General features: G+C 41.0%; 13 protein-coding genes. 6 read left to right on the top strand and 7 right to left on the bottom strand.

Annotated elements, in window-relative coordinates; all coding sequences use genetic code 11:
- Position 1 precedes the first annotated feature (1 nt).
- Genes cyoD through cyoA form a run of 4 tightly spaced genes read right to left on the bottom strand, consistent with a single transcriptional unit; the run spans position 2 to position 3,854 of the window.
- Positions 2-346: a cytochrome o ubiquinol oxidase subunit IV gene (gene cyoD / locus J8M01_RS11710; protein ID WP_010366908.1), complete on the bottom strand. Its 345-nt coding sequence runs from the start codon at positions 344-346 to the stop codon at positions 2-4.
- Positions 346-963, bottom strand: a complete 618-nt coding sequence (gene cyoC / locus J8M01_RS11705) for a cytochrome o ubiquinol oxidase subunit III (RefSeq protein ID WP_192508026.1) — start codon at positions 961-963, stop codon at positions 346-348. Before cyoC ends, cyoD begins: the two co-directional genes overlap by 1 nt.
- A 19-nt stretch (positions 964-982) precedes the next feature.
- Positions 983-3,016 (bottom strand): cytochrome o ubiquinol oxidase subunit I, encoded by a 2,034-nt coding sequence (gene cyoB, locus J8M01_RS11700; RefSeq protein WP_210996713.1) that lies wholly within the window; start codon positions 3,014-3,016, stop codon positions 983-985.
- Positions 3,006-3,854 (bottom strand): ubiquinol oxidase subunit II, encoded by an 849-nt coding sequence (cyoA, locus tag J8M01_RS11695; RefSeq protein ID WP_210996714.1) that lies wholly within the window; start codon positions 3,852-3,854, stop codon positions 3,006-3,008. The genes cyoB and cyoA overlap by 11 nt, the downstream gene beginning before the upstream one ends.
- Before the next feature lie 247 nt (positions 3,855-4,101).
- On the opposite strand from cyoA, the gene J8M01_RS11690 reads away from it, so the two are divergent.
- Positions 4,102-4,617, top strand: coding sequence for a hypothetical protein (locus tag J8M01_RS11690; protein ID WP_211058102.1), 516 nt, complete (start codon positions 4,102-4,104; stop codon positions 4,615-4,617).
- A 149-nt stretch (positions 4,618-4,766) separates the two neighbouring features.
- On the opposite strand, the gene J8M01_RS11685 is transcribed toward J8M01_RS11690, so the two are convergent.
- Complete coding sequence (locus J8M01_RS11685; RefSeq protein WP_210996716.1) at positions 4,767-6,482, bottom strand: alkaline phosphatase D family protein; 1,716 nt, start codon at positions 6,480-6,482, stop codon at positions 4,767-4,769.
- 318 nt (positions 6,483-6,800) lie between these two features.
- Here J8M01_RS11685 and J8M01_RS11680 point away from each other — a divergent pair, with 318 nt between their 5' ends.
- Entirely contained in the window at positions 6,801-8,060 is a 1,260-nt protein-coding gene (locus J8M01_RS11680; RefSeq protein ID WP_211058101.1) for an aromatic amino acid transport family protein, read from the top strand.
- 60 nt (positions 8,061-8,120) lie between these two features.
- Here J8M01_RS11680 and J8M01_RS11675 read toward each other — a convergent pair whose 3' ends face one another.
- Positions 8,121-8,894: a peptidylprolyl isomerase gene (locus J8M01_RS11675; RefSeq protein ID WP_211058100.1), complete on the bottom strand. Its 774-nt coding sequence runs from the start codon at positions 8,892-8,894 to the stop codon at positions 8,121-8,123.
- 310 nt (positions 8,895-9,204) lie between these two features.
- Between J8M01_RS11675 and J8M01_RS11670 the strand changes: the two genes are divergently transcribed.
- Positions 9,205-9,645, top strand: coding sequence for a hypothetical protein (locus J8M01_RS11670; RefSeq protein WP_192508033.1), 441 nt, complete (start codon positions 9,205-9,207; stop codon positions 9,643-9,645).
- Positions 9,646-9,807: 162 nt separating this feature from the next.
- Entirely contained in the window at positions 9,808-12,021 is a 2,214-nt protein-coding gene (locus tag J8M01_RS11665; RefSeq protein WP_211058099.1) for an EAL domain-containing protein, read from the top strand.
- An 83-nt stretch (positions 12,022-12,104) separates the two neighbouring features.
- On the opposite strand, the gene J8M01_RS24360 is transcribed toward J8M01_RS11665, so the two are convergent.
- Positions 12,105-14,441 carry a methyl-accepting chemotaxis protein gene (locus tag J8M01_RS24360; RefSeq protein ID WP_211058098.1) on the bottom strand — a complete coding sequence of 779 codons (2,337 nt, stop codon included), beginning with the start codon at positions 14,439-14,441 and terminating at the stop codon, positions 12,105-12,107.
- 583 nt (positions 14,442-15,024) lie between these two features.
- On the opposite strand from J8M01_RS24360, the gene J8M01_RS11655 reads away from it, so the two are divergent.
- Together J8M01_RS11655 and J8M01_RS11650 are read left to right on the top strand one after the other, a co-directional pair.
- On the top strand, positions 15,025-16,200 hold the full coding sequence (locus J8M01_RS11655) for an FIST C-terminal domain-containing protein (protein ID WP_211058097.1): 1,176 nt from the start codon (positions 15,025-15,027) through the stop codon (positions 16,198-16,200).
- Complete coding sequence (locus J8M01_RS11650) at positions 16,193-17,590, top strand: ATP-binding protein (RefSeq protein WP_211058096.1); 1,398 nt, start codon at positions 16,193-16,195, stop codon at positions 17,588-17,590. Before J8M01_RS11655 ends, J8M01_RS11650 begins: the two co-directional genes overlap by 8 nt.
- Positions 17,591-17,724 lie beyond the last annotated feature (134 nt).

The raw sequence follows: 17,724 nt of genomic DNA, 5'->3' as shown, positions 1-17,724 counted from the left end.
GCTAGTGGCCCATCAGCATATTGTGATTCAAATGTTCCATGATCCAAATAGACCCAATAACCACAATCGCAACAATAAGTACCACAAACACCGCTGAAGTGGTGTTCCAAATTTGTTCTGATGATGAATTCATATGCAAAAAGAAAATCAATTGCACAAATATTTGTGCGATTGCACAGACTAAAATCACCGTTAATGTCAACACTGGGGTCAGTAAGTCATACATCAGTACGCTAAAAGGTATGGCCGTTAATACAATTGAAAGCATTAAACCAATTACATATTCTTTAACGCTCCCATGCGCGGCGCCGCCATGACTGTGATCAGTTGCAGTTGCTGTGCTCATTACATCACTCCTAATAAATACACTACGCTAAACACACAAATCCAAATAATATCAAGGAAATGCCAGAACAAACTTAAACAAGACAAACGTACTAAGTTATCTTCGGTAAAGCCGTCTCTTTTAAAATGTGCAAACAACACCAACATCCAAATACAGCCGCCGAGTACGTGTAACCCGTGCGTGGCAACTAAGGCATAAAACGCAGACCAATACGCACTGCTTTGTGGCGTCGCGCCTTCGCTACTAAAATGATAAAACTCATAAAGTTCCATCCCGAGAAAGCCTAACCCCAGTGCCAATGTGAACACCAACCATGAGATCATGCCCTTCATATGCCGTTTATTGGCATAAAGCATTGCCATACCAAAGGTAAAGCTACTAAACAACAACAGCGCTGTTTCTACAGCGACAAAGTTCAAATCAAACAAATCTTTTGGGGTTAATCCTCCCGCATACCCACCACTGAGTACCGCATACGTAGCAAACAAGGTTGCAAACAAAATGCAGTCGCTCATGATGTAAATCCAAAAACCAAATACCGTATCACCACCTGAGTCATGATGATCGTGGTCATGATGATCTATTTCATCATGACCAGTTGCGTGACTTTGAGACATAGTTAACTCTAATCCTCTTTTAGCTGTTAGTTTGAGCGTGCTGCCTAACAGCATCTAGATGTTTTGCTTCAATTTCTTCTACCTGCTCAACTGGCACGTAATAGTCTTTATTACGTTCAAATGAGTACATGATCCAAGATGCAATCATGCCAAGGAAACCAAACGCAGCCATCCACCAAATATGCCAAATAAATGCAAAACCCATCATTAATGAGAAAGCACTGATCACCACACCTGCCCAAGTGTTTTTAGGCATATGGATCTTTTTATATTTATCCGGTGCTTGGTATGCTAATCCGTGCTCTTTCTTATAATAATGTTCATCTCTGTCGTGAATTTTCGGCAGCTCTGCAAAGTTGTAAAATGGCGGAGGTGAAGATGTTGCCCATTCAAGCGTCCGTGCATTCCAAGGATCGCCCGTCACATCTTTGTTTTTATGGCGGTCACGAATACTGACAAAAATTTGATAGAACTGCGTCATAATCCCAGCCAACACAATCAATGCACCACCAGCAGCAATCCACAATAACGGTGTCCACTCTGGGTTATCGTAATAGTTCAGACGACGTGTCATACCGTTAAAGCCCAAAATATACAGTGGCATAAAGGCTGCGAAGAAGCCGATAGTCCACAACGCACAGGCTATTTTTCCAAGCTTTTCATCGAGCATAAAACCTGTTGCTTTCGGGAACCAATAAGTCATACCCGCAAAATAGCCAAATACGGCGCCGCCAATGATCACATTATGAAAGTGAGCGATAAGGAACAAACTGTTGTGTAATACAAAGTCGGCTGCTGGCACCGCCAACATGACCCCTGTCATCCCACCGATTGTAAAGGTAAATAAGAAGCTACATGTCCACCACATTGCCGCTGAAAATTCGACGCGACCTTTATACATAGTAAATAGCCAATTAAATATCTTCACCCCGGTGGGGACGGATATGATCATGGTGGCAATGCCGAAGAAGGCATTCACACTCGCCCCAGCCCCCATAGTAAAGAAGTGGTGTAACCAAACGACCATAGACAGCACCATGATCACCGCCGTCGCCCACACCAGTGACGTATAACCAAATAAGCGTTTGCGAGAGAAGGTCGCCGTTATTTCAGAGAAAATACCAAAAGCAGGTAAAATTAAGATATAAACTTCTGGGTGACCCCATGCCCAAATGAGGTTCACATACATCATCTGGTTACCACCAAGATCATTGGTAAAGAAGTTCGTGCCAATATATCTATCAAGGGTCAGTAAGGTAATGGTCACCGTTAAAATAGGGAACGAGATAATGATCAATACGTTCGCACACAACGAAGTCCACGTGAATACAGGCATTTGCATTAACTTCATGCCAGGCGCACGCATTCTAAGAATCGTTACGAAAAAGTTAACACCCGTAAGCAAGGTCCCTATCCCTGAGATCTGTAACGCCCAGAGCCAATAATCAACCCCGACCCAGGGACTGTACTCCAACCCAGATAAGGGAGGATATGCCAACCAACCGGTTGCGGCGAATTCACCTACAAACAGCGACACGTTAACTAATACTGCACCGACCACAAATAGCCAAAAACTCAATGAGTTTAAGAAAGGAAATGCCACATCTCTTGCGCCAATTTGTAGTGGCACCACAATGTTCATTAACCCCACGACCAATGGCATGGCGACGAAGAAGATCATGATCACGCCATGCGCGGTAAATATTTGGTCGTAATGTTCAGGAGGTAAATAGCCCGCGCCAACACTGTCGGCGGTGGCAAGAGCTTGCTGCGCTCGCATCATCAGTGCATCTGCAAAACCACGTACTAACATGATGATCGCGGCAATAATATACATTATGCCTATTTTTTTATGGTCAACTGACGTGATCCATTCGTCCCATAGGTAACGCCATTTACCCATTTTGGTTATTAATGCGAATAAGAAGATACCACCCAACGCAACGGCAATCATTACCGGCAAAATAACCGGGTCATGGACTGGAATAGAATCCCATGTCAACTTACCCGTAAGCGGATCTGGATCTGTAATAATGGTGGCTTTACTGCCCATTTTGTACCCCAGTATATTTTTCTATGGTTTTCTTGAAATGCAATGGATCAACATCGGCGAAATGTTCGACCTCATTGTCTTTAGACTTTACGGTCAATGCTTGATAAGTCGTTTCATCCAGTACTTTCGGAGAGGTTTTAACTTTATCAACCCACTGCTCAAATGCTTCATCTGATACAGAATGCGTTTTAAACTTCATACCCGAAAAACCAAACCCACTGTAGTTTGCCGATAAACCTCTAAACACCCCTTCTTCCGATGCCATCAGGTTCAAACGGTTTTCCATACCTGCCATGGCATAAATTTGACTTCCCAAACGAGGTATAAAGAATGAATTCATCACCGTATCTGAGGTGATCAAAAATTCGATGGGTTTATTGACCGGAATAGCAATTTCATTCACCGTAGCAATTTGTTGCTCAGGATAAATAAATAGCCATTTCCAATCTAATGCCACAACCTGAATAGTGAGCGTATCTTCATCTTTCCCCAGAGGTTTCCTTGGATCAAGTGAGTGTGACGTGACATACGTCACATACGCCAATGCGGCAACAATTAAGCAAGGAACTAACCAAACAATGACTTCGATTTTGGTTGAATGTTCCCAATGAGGCTTATATTCAGCCTTGGTATTACCCTTTCTAAATTTGTAAGGAAAATATATCGACATAAACAAAACAGGAATAATGACGATTAAGAGCAAGCCAGTAGAGATTAAAATAAGGTCTTTTGCCTGTTCACCAATCGGTCCTTTCGGGTCAAACAGTGCCAGTTCACAACCACTCAGAGACAGCATGAGCATAATAATAACGAAGCTCAGCAACAACTTTTTAAGCATACGAAACCTATCTGATTTCCATTCTAAACGAATATTTGCGCTTCTTATTCAAAGCATAAATATCGAACTAGAATATTAAATTAACATGATAATAATTACCATTTGCATTTTCGTTGCGATCTTAAATGTTGTTAGACAGAAACTCAACCCCTTACTTGATGTAGATCAAAGATTTTTTTTATCTTTTGACGTATGGCAACTACACTAATTTAAGGTCATATCAATCAAGTATTTATTGGGGGGCACAATGAAAAGACTGTTTTATGCGACCAACAACCTAGATGATGCAGAGTCTATTTCCGATGAGGTACATAAGTTAGGCATAGACGATCATCACTTTTATGTGCTCAGTCGCGACGATAGTGGCATCAAATCTCATCATTTGCACGGCTCATCTAACATTGATAAAACGGATATTATTGCCGCTAAAAAACGTGCAAAAATAACGTCTTTCGGGATATCAGCCATCATCGTTGCAATCATTGCGCTGTCAACGAACACGCTTAATAGTCAATTACTTTGGGCCATATTTGCCGCGATATGTGCTTATGTAGTGATAAACTTTATATTGCTCATTACGGGTGGATCATTCGATGGATACTTTAAATCAGTCATTAATGAGCGACTCGACTCAGGTGAAGTCATTATTATTATTGATGTAGAAAAAGCGCAGTCGAAAAAAGTCGAGCAACAACTCGATGCCCATGCCCAAGCACAGTTTTTAGCCGACAGCTCTAATTTGGCTTCGCCTATTCCTGATTAAGAAAATTAGCCAATATGCTGAATAAAATGCAAGTTAACCACCTGTGCCGTCAGTAGCACCCTGTTGCGTGGCGCAGGTGGCTTAATAAATTCAAAGTTGATATTTACTCTCTAACTGTTATCAATTATTTATACAATCTGTATGGCAACCTACCCCACCGCACGTTGTTGCAAACTACTGTTACGTATCGTAAAGGCTTTTTCATGTACCGAGCTGACAAAGTGCCATTCACTGTCCACTGAATCAGCAGTAAATGTGACGGTCATAAAACCACGCTGATGAATATTAGCAAAGTCCAAATCGTCAATTAACAGTTGTAGCGCGTTCGCAAATTGCTTAGCTTGCTCATCTGGCAATTTAAGGTAGTACTCTAACCCTGGAGAACTCACACCCGGTGTTGCAAACTCATAGCCGCACACATCTCCTTGTGCATTACATAATCTACCCGACCACGCATTATGAGTATCACCAGCAAGCACCACTAAGTTTTTGTTTGCCACTTTTGCCGTCTGTAACACCACTTCACGTTCAACAGGGTAACCATCCCAGGCGTCTAAATTGTAAGGTGCCACAAAATTGACTCTCGTCAACTCTTGTTCCGTTAGAGATGGATCCCCCTCCTTTGCGCGCCCTTTAATTTGTGCTAACGCTAACAATTGCTCCGCCATTGACGTTGATGGATTCGCCAAGGCTGTCAATAACTCAGCAGGCATCATCATTTTAGTCATCAACACTTGTTGCCCCAACACTTGCCATTTAGCATTCGACGTTTTCATACTATCTGTCAACCAGGTGAGCTGTTTTGTGCCCAGCAATTGTTGCTTAGGTGTAACTAAATCAGCCTGAAAACCTGTAAAGTCCATCGCTCCAGAAGTTGTATCTAGGTAATCCTGATACTCTAGTGGTTTTGCTCGAGCTTCATTGCGCGTATCGAGCATATAAAGCGACACCAAATCACCAAATTCGAACTTCCTGTATAGCGCCTCTGTCTGGTCTATTACATATGGACGAACGGGCATCCATTCATAATACGCTTGCAGTGCCGCAAGTTTTCTCTCACTAAACTCCCCCTCTCCTGCATTATGATTTTCAGCACCTGTTGTGTAGGTATCATTACATATTTCATGGTCATCCCATACAGCTATAAAAGGCGCTTTTTGATGCAATGCCTGCAACCCATCGTCTGTTCGATATTTGGCGTAGCGTTTTCGATACTCTTCAAGCGTAATAACTTCATCACTATTATCATCATCAAGCGCTCGACCTAAGGCTTCGGCGCGTTCGGTTGCATATTCACCCATGCCGTACTCGTAAATGTAATCGCCTAGGTGTAATACCGCATCAAGGTCATTCATTGTAGCCGCGTGTGCGTATGCGTGAAAATAACCTGCTGGGTAATTAGCACAGGACAGCACCGCAAACTTAACCTGAGATACGTCACTTTGCGGAAGCGTTTTACATTGCCCTATGGGGGAAACCGTGCCATCAGTAACAAATCGGTAATAGTATCGAGTATTGGCTTTTAAACCTGCTAAATCAACTTTGACGGTATAATCACTGTTCTTCAATGCAACCACGCTCTGGCTCATAGCAGCAACCGTAAATTCATCTTCCTCAGACACTTGAAGTGTTAAGTTTATATGATTAGGGTCACCCTCTGGTGTCACTCTTGTCCACAAGATTACACTATCTGCTAGCGGATCCCCGCTGGCAACCCCGTGTTTAAAATTAATTTCAACTTCGTTACTCGCGAGTGAGGCTTTATCATGACTGCTGCCACAGCCGACCAATGATAGAGCGACGGTTGTAGCCCCCATACCAAGCAAAGCGCTTTTCATAAAATCACGACGTGATAACGTGCCCATTATTGTTCCTTACATCACTACTTTAATTGAAGAACCAGCATAATAATGATGAGAGATGACAATTGTACGACTGGTCACACCACAATGATGAATTTGCTCACTAAGTAGATACCAAGTGACTTCATTGTTAGATGTGTGGAATATTAAAGTAACTCCATACTTTTATTATGAAATATTACTGGTTAGCTTGAACAATTTTTATGCGTCAATAGATGTTTACTGCATAGCAATGCTTAACTGGCGCCAAATACATGCATCACCTCTTCATTTTCTATATGATGCCGCCCAAATATAATTCTAATGAATAGGATAAAAAGTATGAGTAACGCCTCAGAAGCGATATCACACGATATACCTTCAGACAGTAGAGGACGCTGGAATCAGCATGATACACAGTGGGTGCTAAGCTTATTTGGTACCGCCGTCGGTGCTGGTATTTTATTTTTACCCATTAATATTGGGATCGGTGGTTTCTGGCCATTACTGATCATGACCATATTGGCATTCCCAATGACGTATTTAGCACATCGAGGGTTGGCCCGTTTTGTACTGTCTTCGAAGCAAGCTGATGCAGACTTTACAGATGTTGTTGAGGAGCATTTTGGTGCGGGAGCCGGGCGGTTAATTTCGCTACTATACTTTTTTTCAATTTTTCCTATTTTACTTATCTATGGTGTCGGATTGACCAATACGGTCGATAGCTTTATCGTTAACCAGTTAGCATTAGAGTCACCACCAAGAGTGGTTCTTTCCGGTATATTAGTTGCTGGCATGATTGCAATTATGATGGGTGGTGAAAAGCTACTGATGCGCACTTTTTCAGCACTTGTATATCCATTAGTCGCAGTACTTTTATTCTTATCATTATATTTAGTCCCCAATTGGCAAATCCCAGTTATCAATACACCCGATGCGGTAAGTCTTACCCAAACCCTATGGTTATCAGTACCAATTGTGGTGTTTTCTTTTAGTCATGCCGCGGCTATCTCAAGCTTTGTGAATGTACAACGCCGTCATTATAAAGAACGTGCAGTTAGCAAATCAGAAAAAATTCTGCAATGTACATCAATCATGTTGATAGTATTTGTGCTGCTATTTGTATTCTCTTGTGTATTGTCTTTATCACCCGAGCAAATGACGCAAGCAAAACAGGCGAACGTCTCGGTGCTGTCTTACTTGGCCAATGTTTATGACAACCCCTATATTGCGATGCTGGGCCCTCTGGTGGCTTTTATTGCTATTATGTCATCATTTTTAGGCCATTTTTTAGGTGCACGAGAAAGCTTTAATGGCTTAATGAGTAAGCAAACATCACTCACAATCGCCACGATAGACAAACTGGGTGTCGCACTGATGTTTATCGCTATTTGGGTCTGTGCCGTACTTAATCCTAGTATTCTCGATATGATGGGCGCTATTTCCGGACCTATTATTGCCATGATTTTATTTATCATGCCAACGATTGCTGTCTATAAAGTACCTGCATTGCAACAATACAAAGGAAAACTAGGCACGTACTTTGTTTTAGCTGTCGGCTTACTGTCTGTGTCGGCATTACTGTTTAATATGCTTGGATAATACCTGATATAAAAGAGACTCAGTGGTTAAAACTGAGTTTCTTTTATAAACTTCTACGAACTAACGTACGCCAACAAACCGACGTCTTAACACGCCCATCATCAGCACGATACTAAAAAATAACGAGCCACTTGATGAAGACCCTGTCGGTTGTGGTTCAGGTGTTGGTGTAGGCACTTTATTTACTAAAACATTAACTGGTGGAGACAAATCATTCGCCGTTGTTGGATCTGAATCAATGATAGCAACGCTCGTCACGGATACGAGGTTACCTCCATCTGGGTTTGTATCGGTATCCACACATTGAGCCGATGTATAATTCACTACAGGCACCTCACCGCATCGATTTAAGTTCGAAATTTTATCAACAATCGCCATCCCCTGAGTGCCAATCACTTCCCCAAATACAGTATAACCCCCATTATCAGAGTCTAAGCTTGTACTATTATCCTTCAAATTTATATACCACTGACTGGTTGCGCTATTTGGCTGGTTTTGCAATTTAGCCATCGCAATGGTGCCACGAACATTAGACAACTTAGGCTCATTTACAACGGGTGTATTTGTTTCTATCGCAGTCAGTGGAATACTACCATCATATTTATAGCCGCCGCCTTGGACGACAAAGTTTGGTACACTGCGGTGTACTGTCGAATCGACATAGCGCGCTTGATTTACATAGCGTAAAAAGTTGCCAACGGTCTCCGGTGTCGTTTGGTCATATAAGTTGACCTGAAAAGAGCCTTGAGTCGTGTTAAATTCAACAATGGTCGCAGACGCACTAAAACACGTCAACAGTGCTGAAGCTATGGAGCATTCTTTCATTTTATTCATATATGGTTACCTATAAAGTCGTCGCATGCGGTAAAATTCCTGTTAATAGAGCAAAGAATAACGGCAATAAAAACAAATAACCATAAAAACAGAGCAGAGTTACAAAAGATAACATATTTAATGACTTATGTTACAAATGCATGCCATAAACCCCCTGACTAGTGCACATATTGCAACATATTAATAGCTTTAAACGCATCACAGTGACTATCCCAAAAAGTACATTTTTTCTTAAATTTCAGGTTTATTAATTTTTTCATATTTGACTATGAAAGAATGTCATCAATGTAAGAAACAAGGAGTGACTAACTTGAGCATCATAACATCAGTACCACAAAACAGTTTTATCGACACAGCTCGATTATGCATTAAGCAGATCAATGAGAGTTTAAGCTCACCAAATTACATACACTTGACCAGCAACACGCCTTTTATATTACATGGCGCATATAAAAACGATTCAGCCTGTATCCCCTTAACATTTATTGGCGTAAACGAAAGCCAATTGTTATCTCATTCACAATTTACAGGTCACCTCATCGATTTAACAAATGAGATCCGTAGTCAGGAGTATATGGATGAAGCATTATTGATCATTCTCATTACACGCAGAAATAGTCAGCCCATGCTCGCCTTGTTCTCAGAATTTGAAACACTTAATCGACAACTCCCCTCAATAGATATATTGGCTCGTATGATCACCTGCACTGAAATGGCAAAGCTATTTCAAAGGCAGTATCTCCAGCAATAGATCACTTAATTAACATTGAAGCGTAATAAAAATATAAAAACCACAACAAAAAAAATGACAGCGCTATCATTAAAAAGGCTAATTTTATAGACTTATAACAATTGCAGCGCTGATAACTTACCGTTACTATTGTTGCAAACCAAATGATTTAAATGAATTATCTTGTATAACTTGCGACACTTTTTTTATCTCGATGACAATGTTCAATTACCACAACAAATGGTCAATTGGCGGATCAGTGCTCTTCGCATCATTTTAGTAACCATGTTGAGTATCTGCGTTGTCATATTACTCCATAATCTTCACGCCTTAAATGACACAAAAAATACTCAGAACTTACAAGTTGCACTGAGCTTAACGACCATTTTGGCCGCTCTGTTATGTTTAAGCCAAAAATTCTACCAACTCTGTGCGCATGCTTTATTATTAGTCATTATTGCAGCAGCAATCTCAATAAACCTATTTACTCCTGCATTGCAAGTAGCACAAATAGGCTCGATTTTTACCTACGTTACCCCCATCATTGCGTTATTATTAATCGGACAGAAAACGGCCTCTTGCTACGCAATTCTTAACCTAGTTCCTCTGTATTTTATTTTTCAAGATCTCAGCACCTCAGTGCTCAATGCCCAAAATGAAGTGCTCAATAACGCCAATTATTACGTTCATTGCTTAGTGTTTTTCTTTTTCAACATTTGTATTCCTTTAGCGGTGTGGAGAACAAGCTTGGCAGCAAACCGCCTACATAAACAGTTTCAAAAACACACAAAGCTTTTAGAGAAACAAAAGAACTTATATCGAAAGTTCTTTCAAAAAGCCTATTCTGCGATCATATTAGTCAACGAAGAACAGCAAATAGTTGAAGCAAACCAAAAAGCTAAACAGCTATTAAACTTATATCATCACCCGTTACCTTGCCCTATTAGCCATGTCTTAAATGCGGCACTTGATCACACGACAAAACTCTATAAGGTCAACAATGCTATTGTACAAATTGACGCGCAAGAGCATCATGAGAAATCACTATCAGCATGGTATTTAAGTGACGCATCAGAACAATTCTACTTACAACAGCAATTCAAAGCGCTCGGAGCCCAACACCATCAAACAAAATATTTCAATACCCACGTCAATTTGCCAAATACGACATGGTTAACAGAACAAATTGACACAGCCATTCAAGGAGGAGAACCCTTTGCGATAGCCATTGCAGATAATCAAAACTTACAAATGTTGGAACACGGTATCACCGCTGAACAAAGGAAGTTGCTATATAAACATATTAATAAGCTGTTTGAGCACTACCCTCAAGCTGGCAGTTCTGTTGCTTATTTAGGCTCGGGTAGAATTGGTTTTATTGCTCAGCACAGTGAGTCATTACTAACAGTTGCCAAACATTGGCAGAATAATTTGGACTTTTGGGTGAAGCTTGGAGAGCTACAATACCATGCAAAATATGCCATTTCTCTCGCTGCCTACCCTCAGCATGGATATAGCGCTGAACGTCTAATCAAAAACGCAGTGCAAGCATGTGAGCTGCGCCAGTCAAACTCTTTATGCTCTATTTTTGACTTTAGTATCAAAAAACAACGACTCGCTCGCCACGAAATGGCACTTTTACTTGAAAAGGCACTTGAACAAGATGAACTTGAAATATACTTACAAGGTAAGCATTTCTCTTGCAGTCGCCTTATTGGTTTTGAGGCGCTAGCACGCTGGAATTGTAAATTGCTTGGTTTTGTACCTGCAGGCGAATTTATTGCTATCGCCGAAGAGTTTGGCTTAATTGAGATGCTGACCCAGCATATTATAAGAAAATTATGCCAAACTCTATCTCGTTATCCTGAGCTACCAATTCCCGTTGCAGTGAATGTCAGTGCACAAGACTTAGAACAAGACGACTTTGCCACTCAAATAAAAACTCACTTATCGGATCACCGACTCAGTCCTAGCGCAATTGAACTTGAATTAACCGAATACAGTATTGCAAATGACAGAGCACATACTTTAATGCAATTAAAGTCGTTAAGTCAGCATGGCGTAAAAATTGCGATCGATGACTTCGGCACAGGATACTCAAATATCGCCCGCTTAATTGAATACCCTATCACTCGCCTTAAATTTGATCGCAGCTTACTCGATCGAATTGATAGCGACAGAAACCAACACGCATTACTCAGTGGAATGGTAAAAATATGTGCTGAAATGGGGATTGCGGCACTCGCTGAAGGCGTTGAAACACCTATACAACGTGACGCACTCGCAAGCCTAGGTATGCAAGAGTTTCAAGGCTATTTATACTCAAAGCCTCAGCCTATAGAGCAAGTGCTGAGTGAATTCGTCAATGAAATACAAAGTGGGCTGCGTACCTACTAAACCAGATGTAAACCCAATAGCCTCAATAATGACAGCGGCTAATCGCCGCTTCAATCTTAAAATATGCTTTAAGCAGGTGGGCGCTACAACTTAAAGCGTGAAACCAATTCTTTCAAACGCATATACTCCCCTTCCAATTCATTACAACAACCTGATGCGCTATCGATTGATTGATTGTTATTCGATGCGAGTTCACTTATAGAAGAGACCTGCTGTGCCATATCACGAGCCACTGCACTTTGCTCCGCAGTGGCAGTGGCAACTTGTGAATTATAACCTTCAATTTGTGCCACCTCTTGGTTTATTTCTTCAAACGAGCCGGTCACCTTGTGTGTGGTATCTAAGGTATCTTCTACGCTACCTAACGCAATTTTCATGGTGCTCACAGTTTGTTGTGTTCCATGTTGCAGCGTTTCAATAATAGTTTGAATTTCTTTTGTAGAGTCTTGAGTTTTTTGTGCCAAAGAGCGCACTTCATCCGCAACCACAGCAAACCCCCGCCCTTGTTCACCCGCACGAGCTGCTTCAATTGCCGCATTCAATGCCAACAGATTGGTTTGTTCAGCAATGCCTCTGATCACTTCCAAAACAGAACCTATATCATTACTGTCTTTTGCAACTCTATCAACGCTATTAGATGTCGTTGAGATCGTTTCTTTCAACGTCTCATTGTGATGCATATTTGCTTCTACATTGCGTTTTCCAACATTAACTTGATCCACCGCTGCATGCGTCGCATGATTGGAGCTTTTCGCTGATTGCGCTAATGAATCTGACGTCTGAGCCATCTCTTCTATTGCAGCAGACAGCCTCAATGTCATTTCTGACTGCTCTTCTGACTGTGTTGTTACAATATTAAAGTTATCTCTCAATGCCGTCACTGAACGACTTAAATTAATCGAGGACTCTGATACCTCTTGCATGGCTTCGTTAATACTTTGCATCATTAAGTTAAACGAACGTTCAACTTGGCCAATTTCATCTTTATCCGATTTTCCTGTTCGCAAATCTGCTCTCAAAGACAAGTCGAGGCTATTCGCTACCGTCATTACAAAATCGTTCAGTTGTAATATTGGCTTAGATAAATAACTTCCTAATACCCAAGCAGCAGTTAAGCCTAAAGTAATAATTATCAAGGTACTAATAGCAACGGTAGTTACCAGCGTATTGTGGATATCATCCAAGGCAGCAAATCCTTCAGATTCATCTATTTCACTTAGAATTGCCCACTGAGCACCACCTACTTGTATCATGCCATATGCCGACGCAACTTTGACTCCTCTATAATCCTCAACGAGTTCAAAGTTTTGCTCGCCTCGCAACGCTGAGCGTACCGCCTTTGTATCTACAGGTGCAATGCCCAAAGACGAGTCCCGCGTATCAATTTGTTTTATAATGTCACTAGCAATACCCGATTGATTCAATGCCGCTAAGTATGCTGATTTATCTTCCAATAAAAACCGGCTTTGAGAGCGCATAAGTCGGTCTTGGCCAACCAAATACGTTTCACCCGACAACCCTAAACCTCGAGATTGCCACTGTTGTTGATACGTCATAATGTCATTAATTCGATCGACGGGCGCTTGTAATATCAACACGCCTATGATGTTGCCGTGTTTATATATAGGTGATGAAAAAAACGCAGCTGGCGCTTCATATGATGGTGTGTATGGCTGAAAATCAATAACTTTCACTTCACCATCGGATAAGTTCATTCCGGCCTGGAAAGCTTTCCCTAAACCTGAATTAGCATACGCCCCACTTTTTAATGAAGTAGCAAAGTCTAGCTCTTTAAATACCGAATAAACCACATTCCCCGTATTCGCGTCTGCGATAAAAATATCATAGTAGCCAAAGGCCTCTAAGGTTTTTTTATACGCCGTATGGTATTGAACATGTGCCTCTTGATATGCACTGCCATCGTTGGGGTTAATAAGCTCACTTTTACTGCCCAATGGATGCGAGTTATTCGCAATATAAGTATATTGTAAAGCTCGACCATTGTCTGACAGCGCATTTTTCAGCCGTTGTACATCTATCGCTTTCCCATCATTGAGCGATGTATAGGTCGTTAAGAATTGTTGCTGATAGAATTGCGATAACTTATTATCTATTTGATTAGATGCAGTACCAGTATCTGACAATCCATACTGTTCGAACGCTCGACTAAATTTTGCCGTTGCATCCACTGTCATTGTTGAGCTAGCTAACGTGGTAATGTGTTGCTCTATATTTTCTATGTAACTGACAATTTGTTCAGCTTTAGCATCTCTTAATCCCACTAACCTGTTTTTGAGTTGCTCTTCCAGCGCCTTTGACGTCATCGATTCCGCAATGGTTGTCAGTACTATGGATGTTGCAAGTACGCCAACAGCTATGATAATCGCTACATTCATAACAATTTTTGTTTTTATACGCACACTACTACCTCACCTTTAAAAACCTAAAATATCCCTTAAGTGTCTTATAAAATTAGTTGAGTTAACCGTAATAGCCAAACCAAAAACCCATAAAAAAGTATTTATTTTTCATATGACTGACTATACGGCTAGTTGACTAACCAAATATCTACGCGATATTAATACCATCACAATATATCGCTTAATTTGACGTTTGTATGACAACTGGTATCTTTGCATAAGTGAGTATGCTGAAAGAGGCAATTGATACTCTAATTGACTAGGGGCTGTTGATCTTTTAGGTTCATTTTTGCAGCAGTTTGATTGGCTTTTATACAAGGCAGAGGCTGCGTAGCATGGTTATTCCATGTGAGTCAGCCGATAACATAGTAGAAAAGCCAATCAAACGCTGCCTACCGGTTCTTTTGAGCACCCCTTTCTCTTTGTTGCTTAATATTCGCTTAGATTACTAGGCCACATATTAAGCGCCGCGATAAAAGCATGCTCAAAGAGAACAAAAAATAGAACAGCAAAGATCAACAGCCCCTAATCTATATTAAATAAGCAGCTAAATAATACAGGTTTAAATTACTGGGGAATGCCTTTGTTTAAATTTAATTGTTACTCCTCAAATAGCACTGATACACCACATGCGCTCAATGAGATTGAGGCACAGCTTAATCACGCACATAACGCCACATTTTTAATTGTTTATTTTGATGTGCAATTAAACGCTGGAGTAATTTGGCAATGGCTATCAGCGCAGTTTGAGAATACACAATTCATTCTAAGCAGCTCATGCCAAGGAAGCTTTTGCCACAATGAATACTATAATCACGCTTTTGCTACGCTCACACTAATTAGCATCAGTGACCCATCTGGCTGTTATTTTGTCAGCCCAGGTAAACGAAATAACTTATCTACATTTGACACAGCGCAAAGTGCCACTAATCAACTACTCAAAAACACCTTCAGTGAATCACCTGAGTTACTTTGGATCACCCTCTCGCCAGGAGATGAAGAGCAGGCCATAGCTGGAATACAAGCAGCTATCGGGCAACGAGTCCCTATTATCGGAGGATCAGCATCAGATAACGATGTATCTGGTCAATGGCAAGTCTACACACATCACACTGCAACTCCCTGTAGCATGGCCATCGCGAGTCTAACGCCTTCGGTGGCCGTTTCGTTTTCATTCTCTTCTGGTTACGCTCCATCTGGTCTCACAACCAAAGTCACACAAGCTTATGGTAGAAATGTTGCTACACTCGATAATACGCCCGCAGCAATACGGTATAATCAATTAACAAATGGTACCATTTCGCAAAGTCTTAAGGGAGGTAACATTCTAGGTCTGACTTCCTTTCATCCAATAGGCCGAGAAGTTAGTAAAGATGAGTATTTACTGAGTCACCCTGAAAATGTCCACTCAAATGGCACTCTATCGTTATTCTCCAGCTTAGATGAAGGCGATGTTCTCCATATTATGCATGGCTCAACCGACAGTTTGCTCCGCAGAGCACACCAAGTGATTCATAATGCGCAGCACACACTTGATAACCCCGCTCTGTCAGGGTGCATGCTTATTTATTGTGCTGGCTGCATGCTCAGCGTCAAGTCTCAATTTGAACAAGTTACTAAGAACATTTGCCAAGATTTTAACAATGTACCTGTCGCAGGAGTCTATACCTTTGGTGAACAAGGTTGCTTTTTAGATGGCCAATCTCGACATGGAAATTTAATGATTTCTGCTCTCGTATTTGGTGTCACACATGATTAACAGCGAACATCAGCAACTTATCGAAGACAATGAACGATTACTTGAAAAAGTAGCAAGATTAGAGCGAGCAGTCGAAGTTTCACACGCACAACAAGCTGAGTCTCTCGTGTTATTAGAGGGCATGAGCGCCTCTTTACAAGCATCTACAGTTGAGCAAATATATCAATCCGTGTTCTCTACACTTAAAAAACAAACGCCTTTCGACACAGCCCTGTTACTCACACCAGCCATGCCAGGTACACTGAATGTGGCAGCCACAAGCAACAATGTAGCTATGCAGCAAAACATTATTGTCGACCCACTCTTAAAATCAGTGTTGACGGGGCCAGCAAAAGCCATCATTGATATTCAACTACTCAATCCTGACTGGTTGCCAACACTGACAGCGCCCCACCATCACAGCGCGCTCATTGCATCATTCAGCTATAAAAGCTCGGTCTGCTTATTGATGCTTTTTGATATAAATAAAGGTGCTTATTTACGAAAAGATGCCCAAGCAATCAACCGGATCACCGGACTTATAGAGCAAACACTCGATCAAGTAGAAAAGCGCTTTATAGAACTAGAAGCACAACAGTTACGTGTCGAGTCTGAACGCGTACAAGGCAATCTACTACGTCAAGAAAAAATGGCTTCTTTGGGGCAGTTAGCCGCTGGAATAGCACACGAGATCAATAACCCTATTAGCTTCATTGGCAGTAACTTGCAACTCATGCAAACGCAAGTCAAAAACTTGTATTTATTCCATCAGAATCTCAATAAACAGCTTGCACCTAGTAATCAGCGTCTCTTTACATTAATGGCAGAAACCTATCCATGTGACTTTCTTGAAAGTGATTTCAATGAACTCTTTAATGATTGTAGGGAAGGTGTCGAACGGGTGAGTCACATTGTAAAGTCATTAAAAACCTACTGCCAAGCCAATGACAGTAACTGGCAGTTAAATAATGTTTGCGAAGGATTTAGCCTCACTCTAAAAATGCTTGAAAATCAATTAAAATATAATTGTGTCATTTCAGAGTATCACGCTGATATTCCCGACAGTTACTGCATCAACAGTGAGCTAAATCAAGTGTACTTAAATTTGTTACTTAATGCTGTACAAAGTATGCATGGTCACGGCAAAATAATCATTCGTAGTTACGCTAAAAACAATACCATTTTTATAGAAGTGCAAGACAACGGTATGGGTATTGCGCCCTCTAAAATTAACCAAATCTTTGACCCTTTTTATACCACCAAAGAAGTTGGTCAAGGCACCGGCTTAGGACTCTCTATTTCACATGCTATTGTGAAAAAACACCAAGGAGAGATACATGTTAACAGTAAAGTAAATCAAGGAAGTAAATTTACTATTGCACTTCCTGTTTTATCGCTTCCACCGACCTGAATACGCAAAGCTGGTCTATTGAATCCATGACACTAAATATAAGTTCTATTTTTACACAAAAAACACACAGCCAAAAGGGAAGTATTGGGGTTGGCTTTTTTCTATAAAATTAATTGACGCAATACGTACAGATT

The sequence above is a fragment of the Pseudoalteromonas sp. MMG005 genome, from assembly GCF_018101015.1.
GTDB lineage: Bacteria > Pseudomonadota > Gammaproteobacteria > Enterobacterales > Alteromonadaceae > Pseudoalteromonas > Pseudoalteromonas aurantia.
Note: the sequence above shows the minus strand (reverse complement) of the source record. Positions and strands in the feature narration are given on the sequence as shown.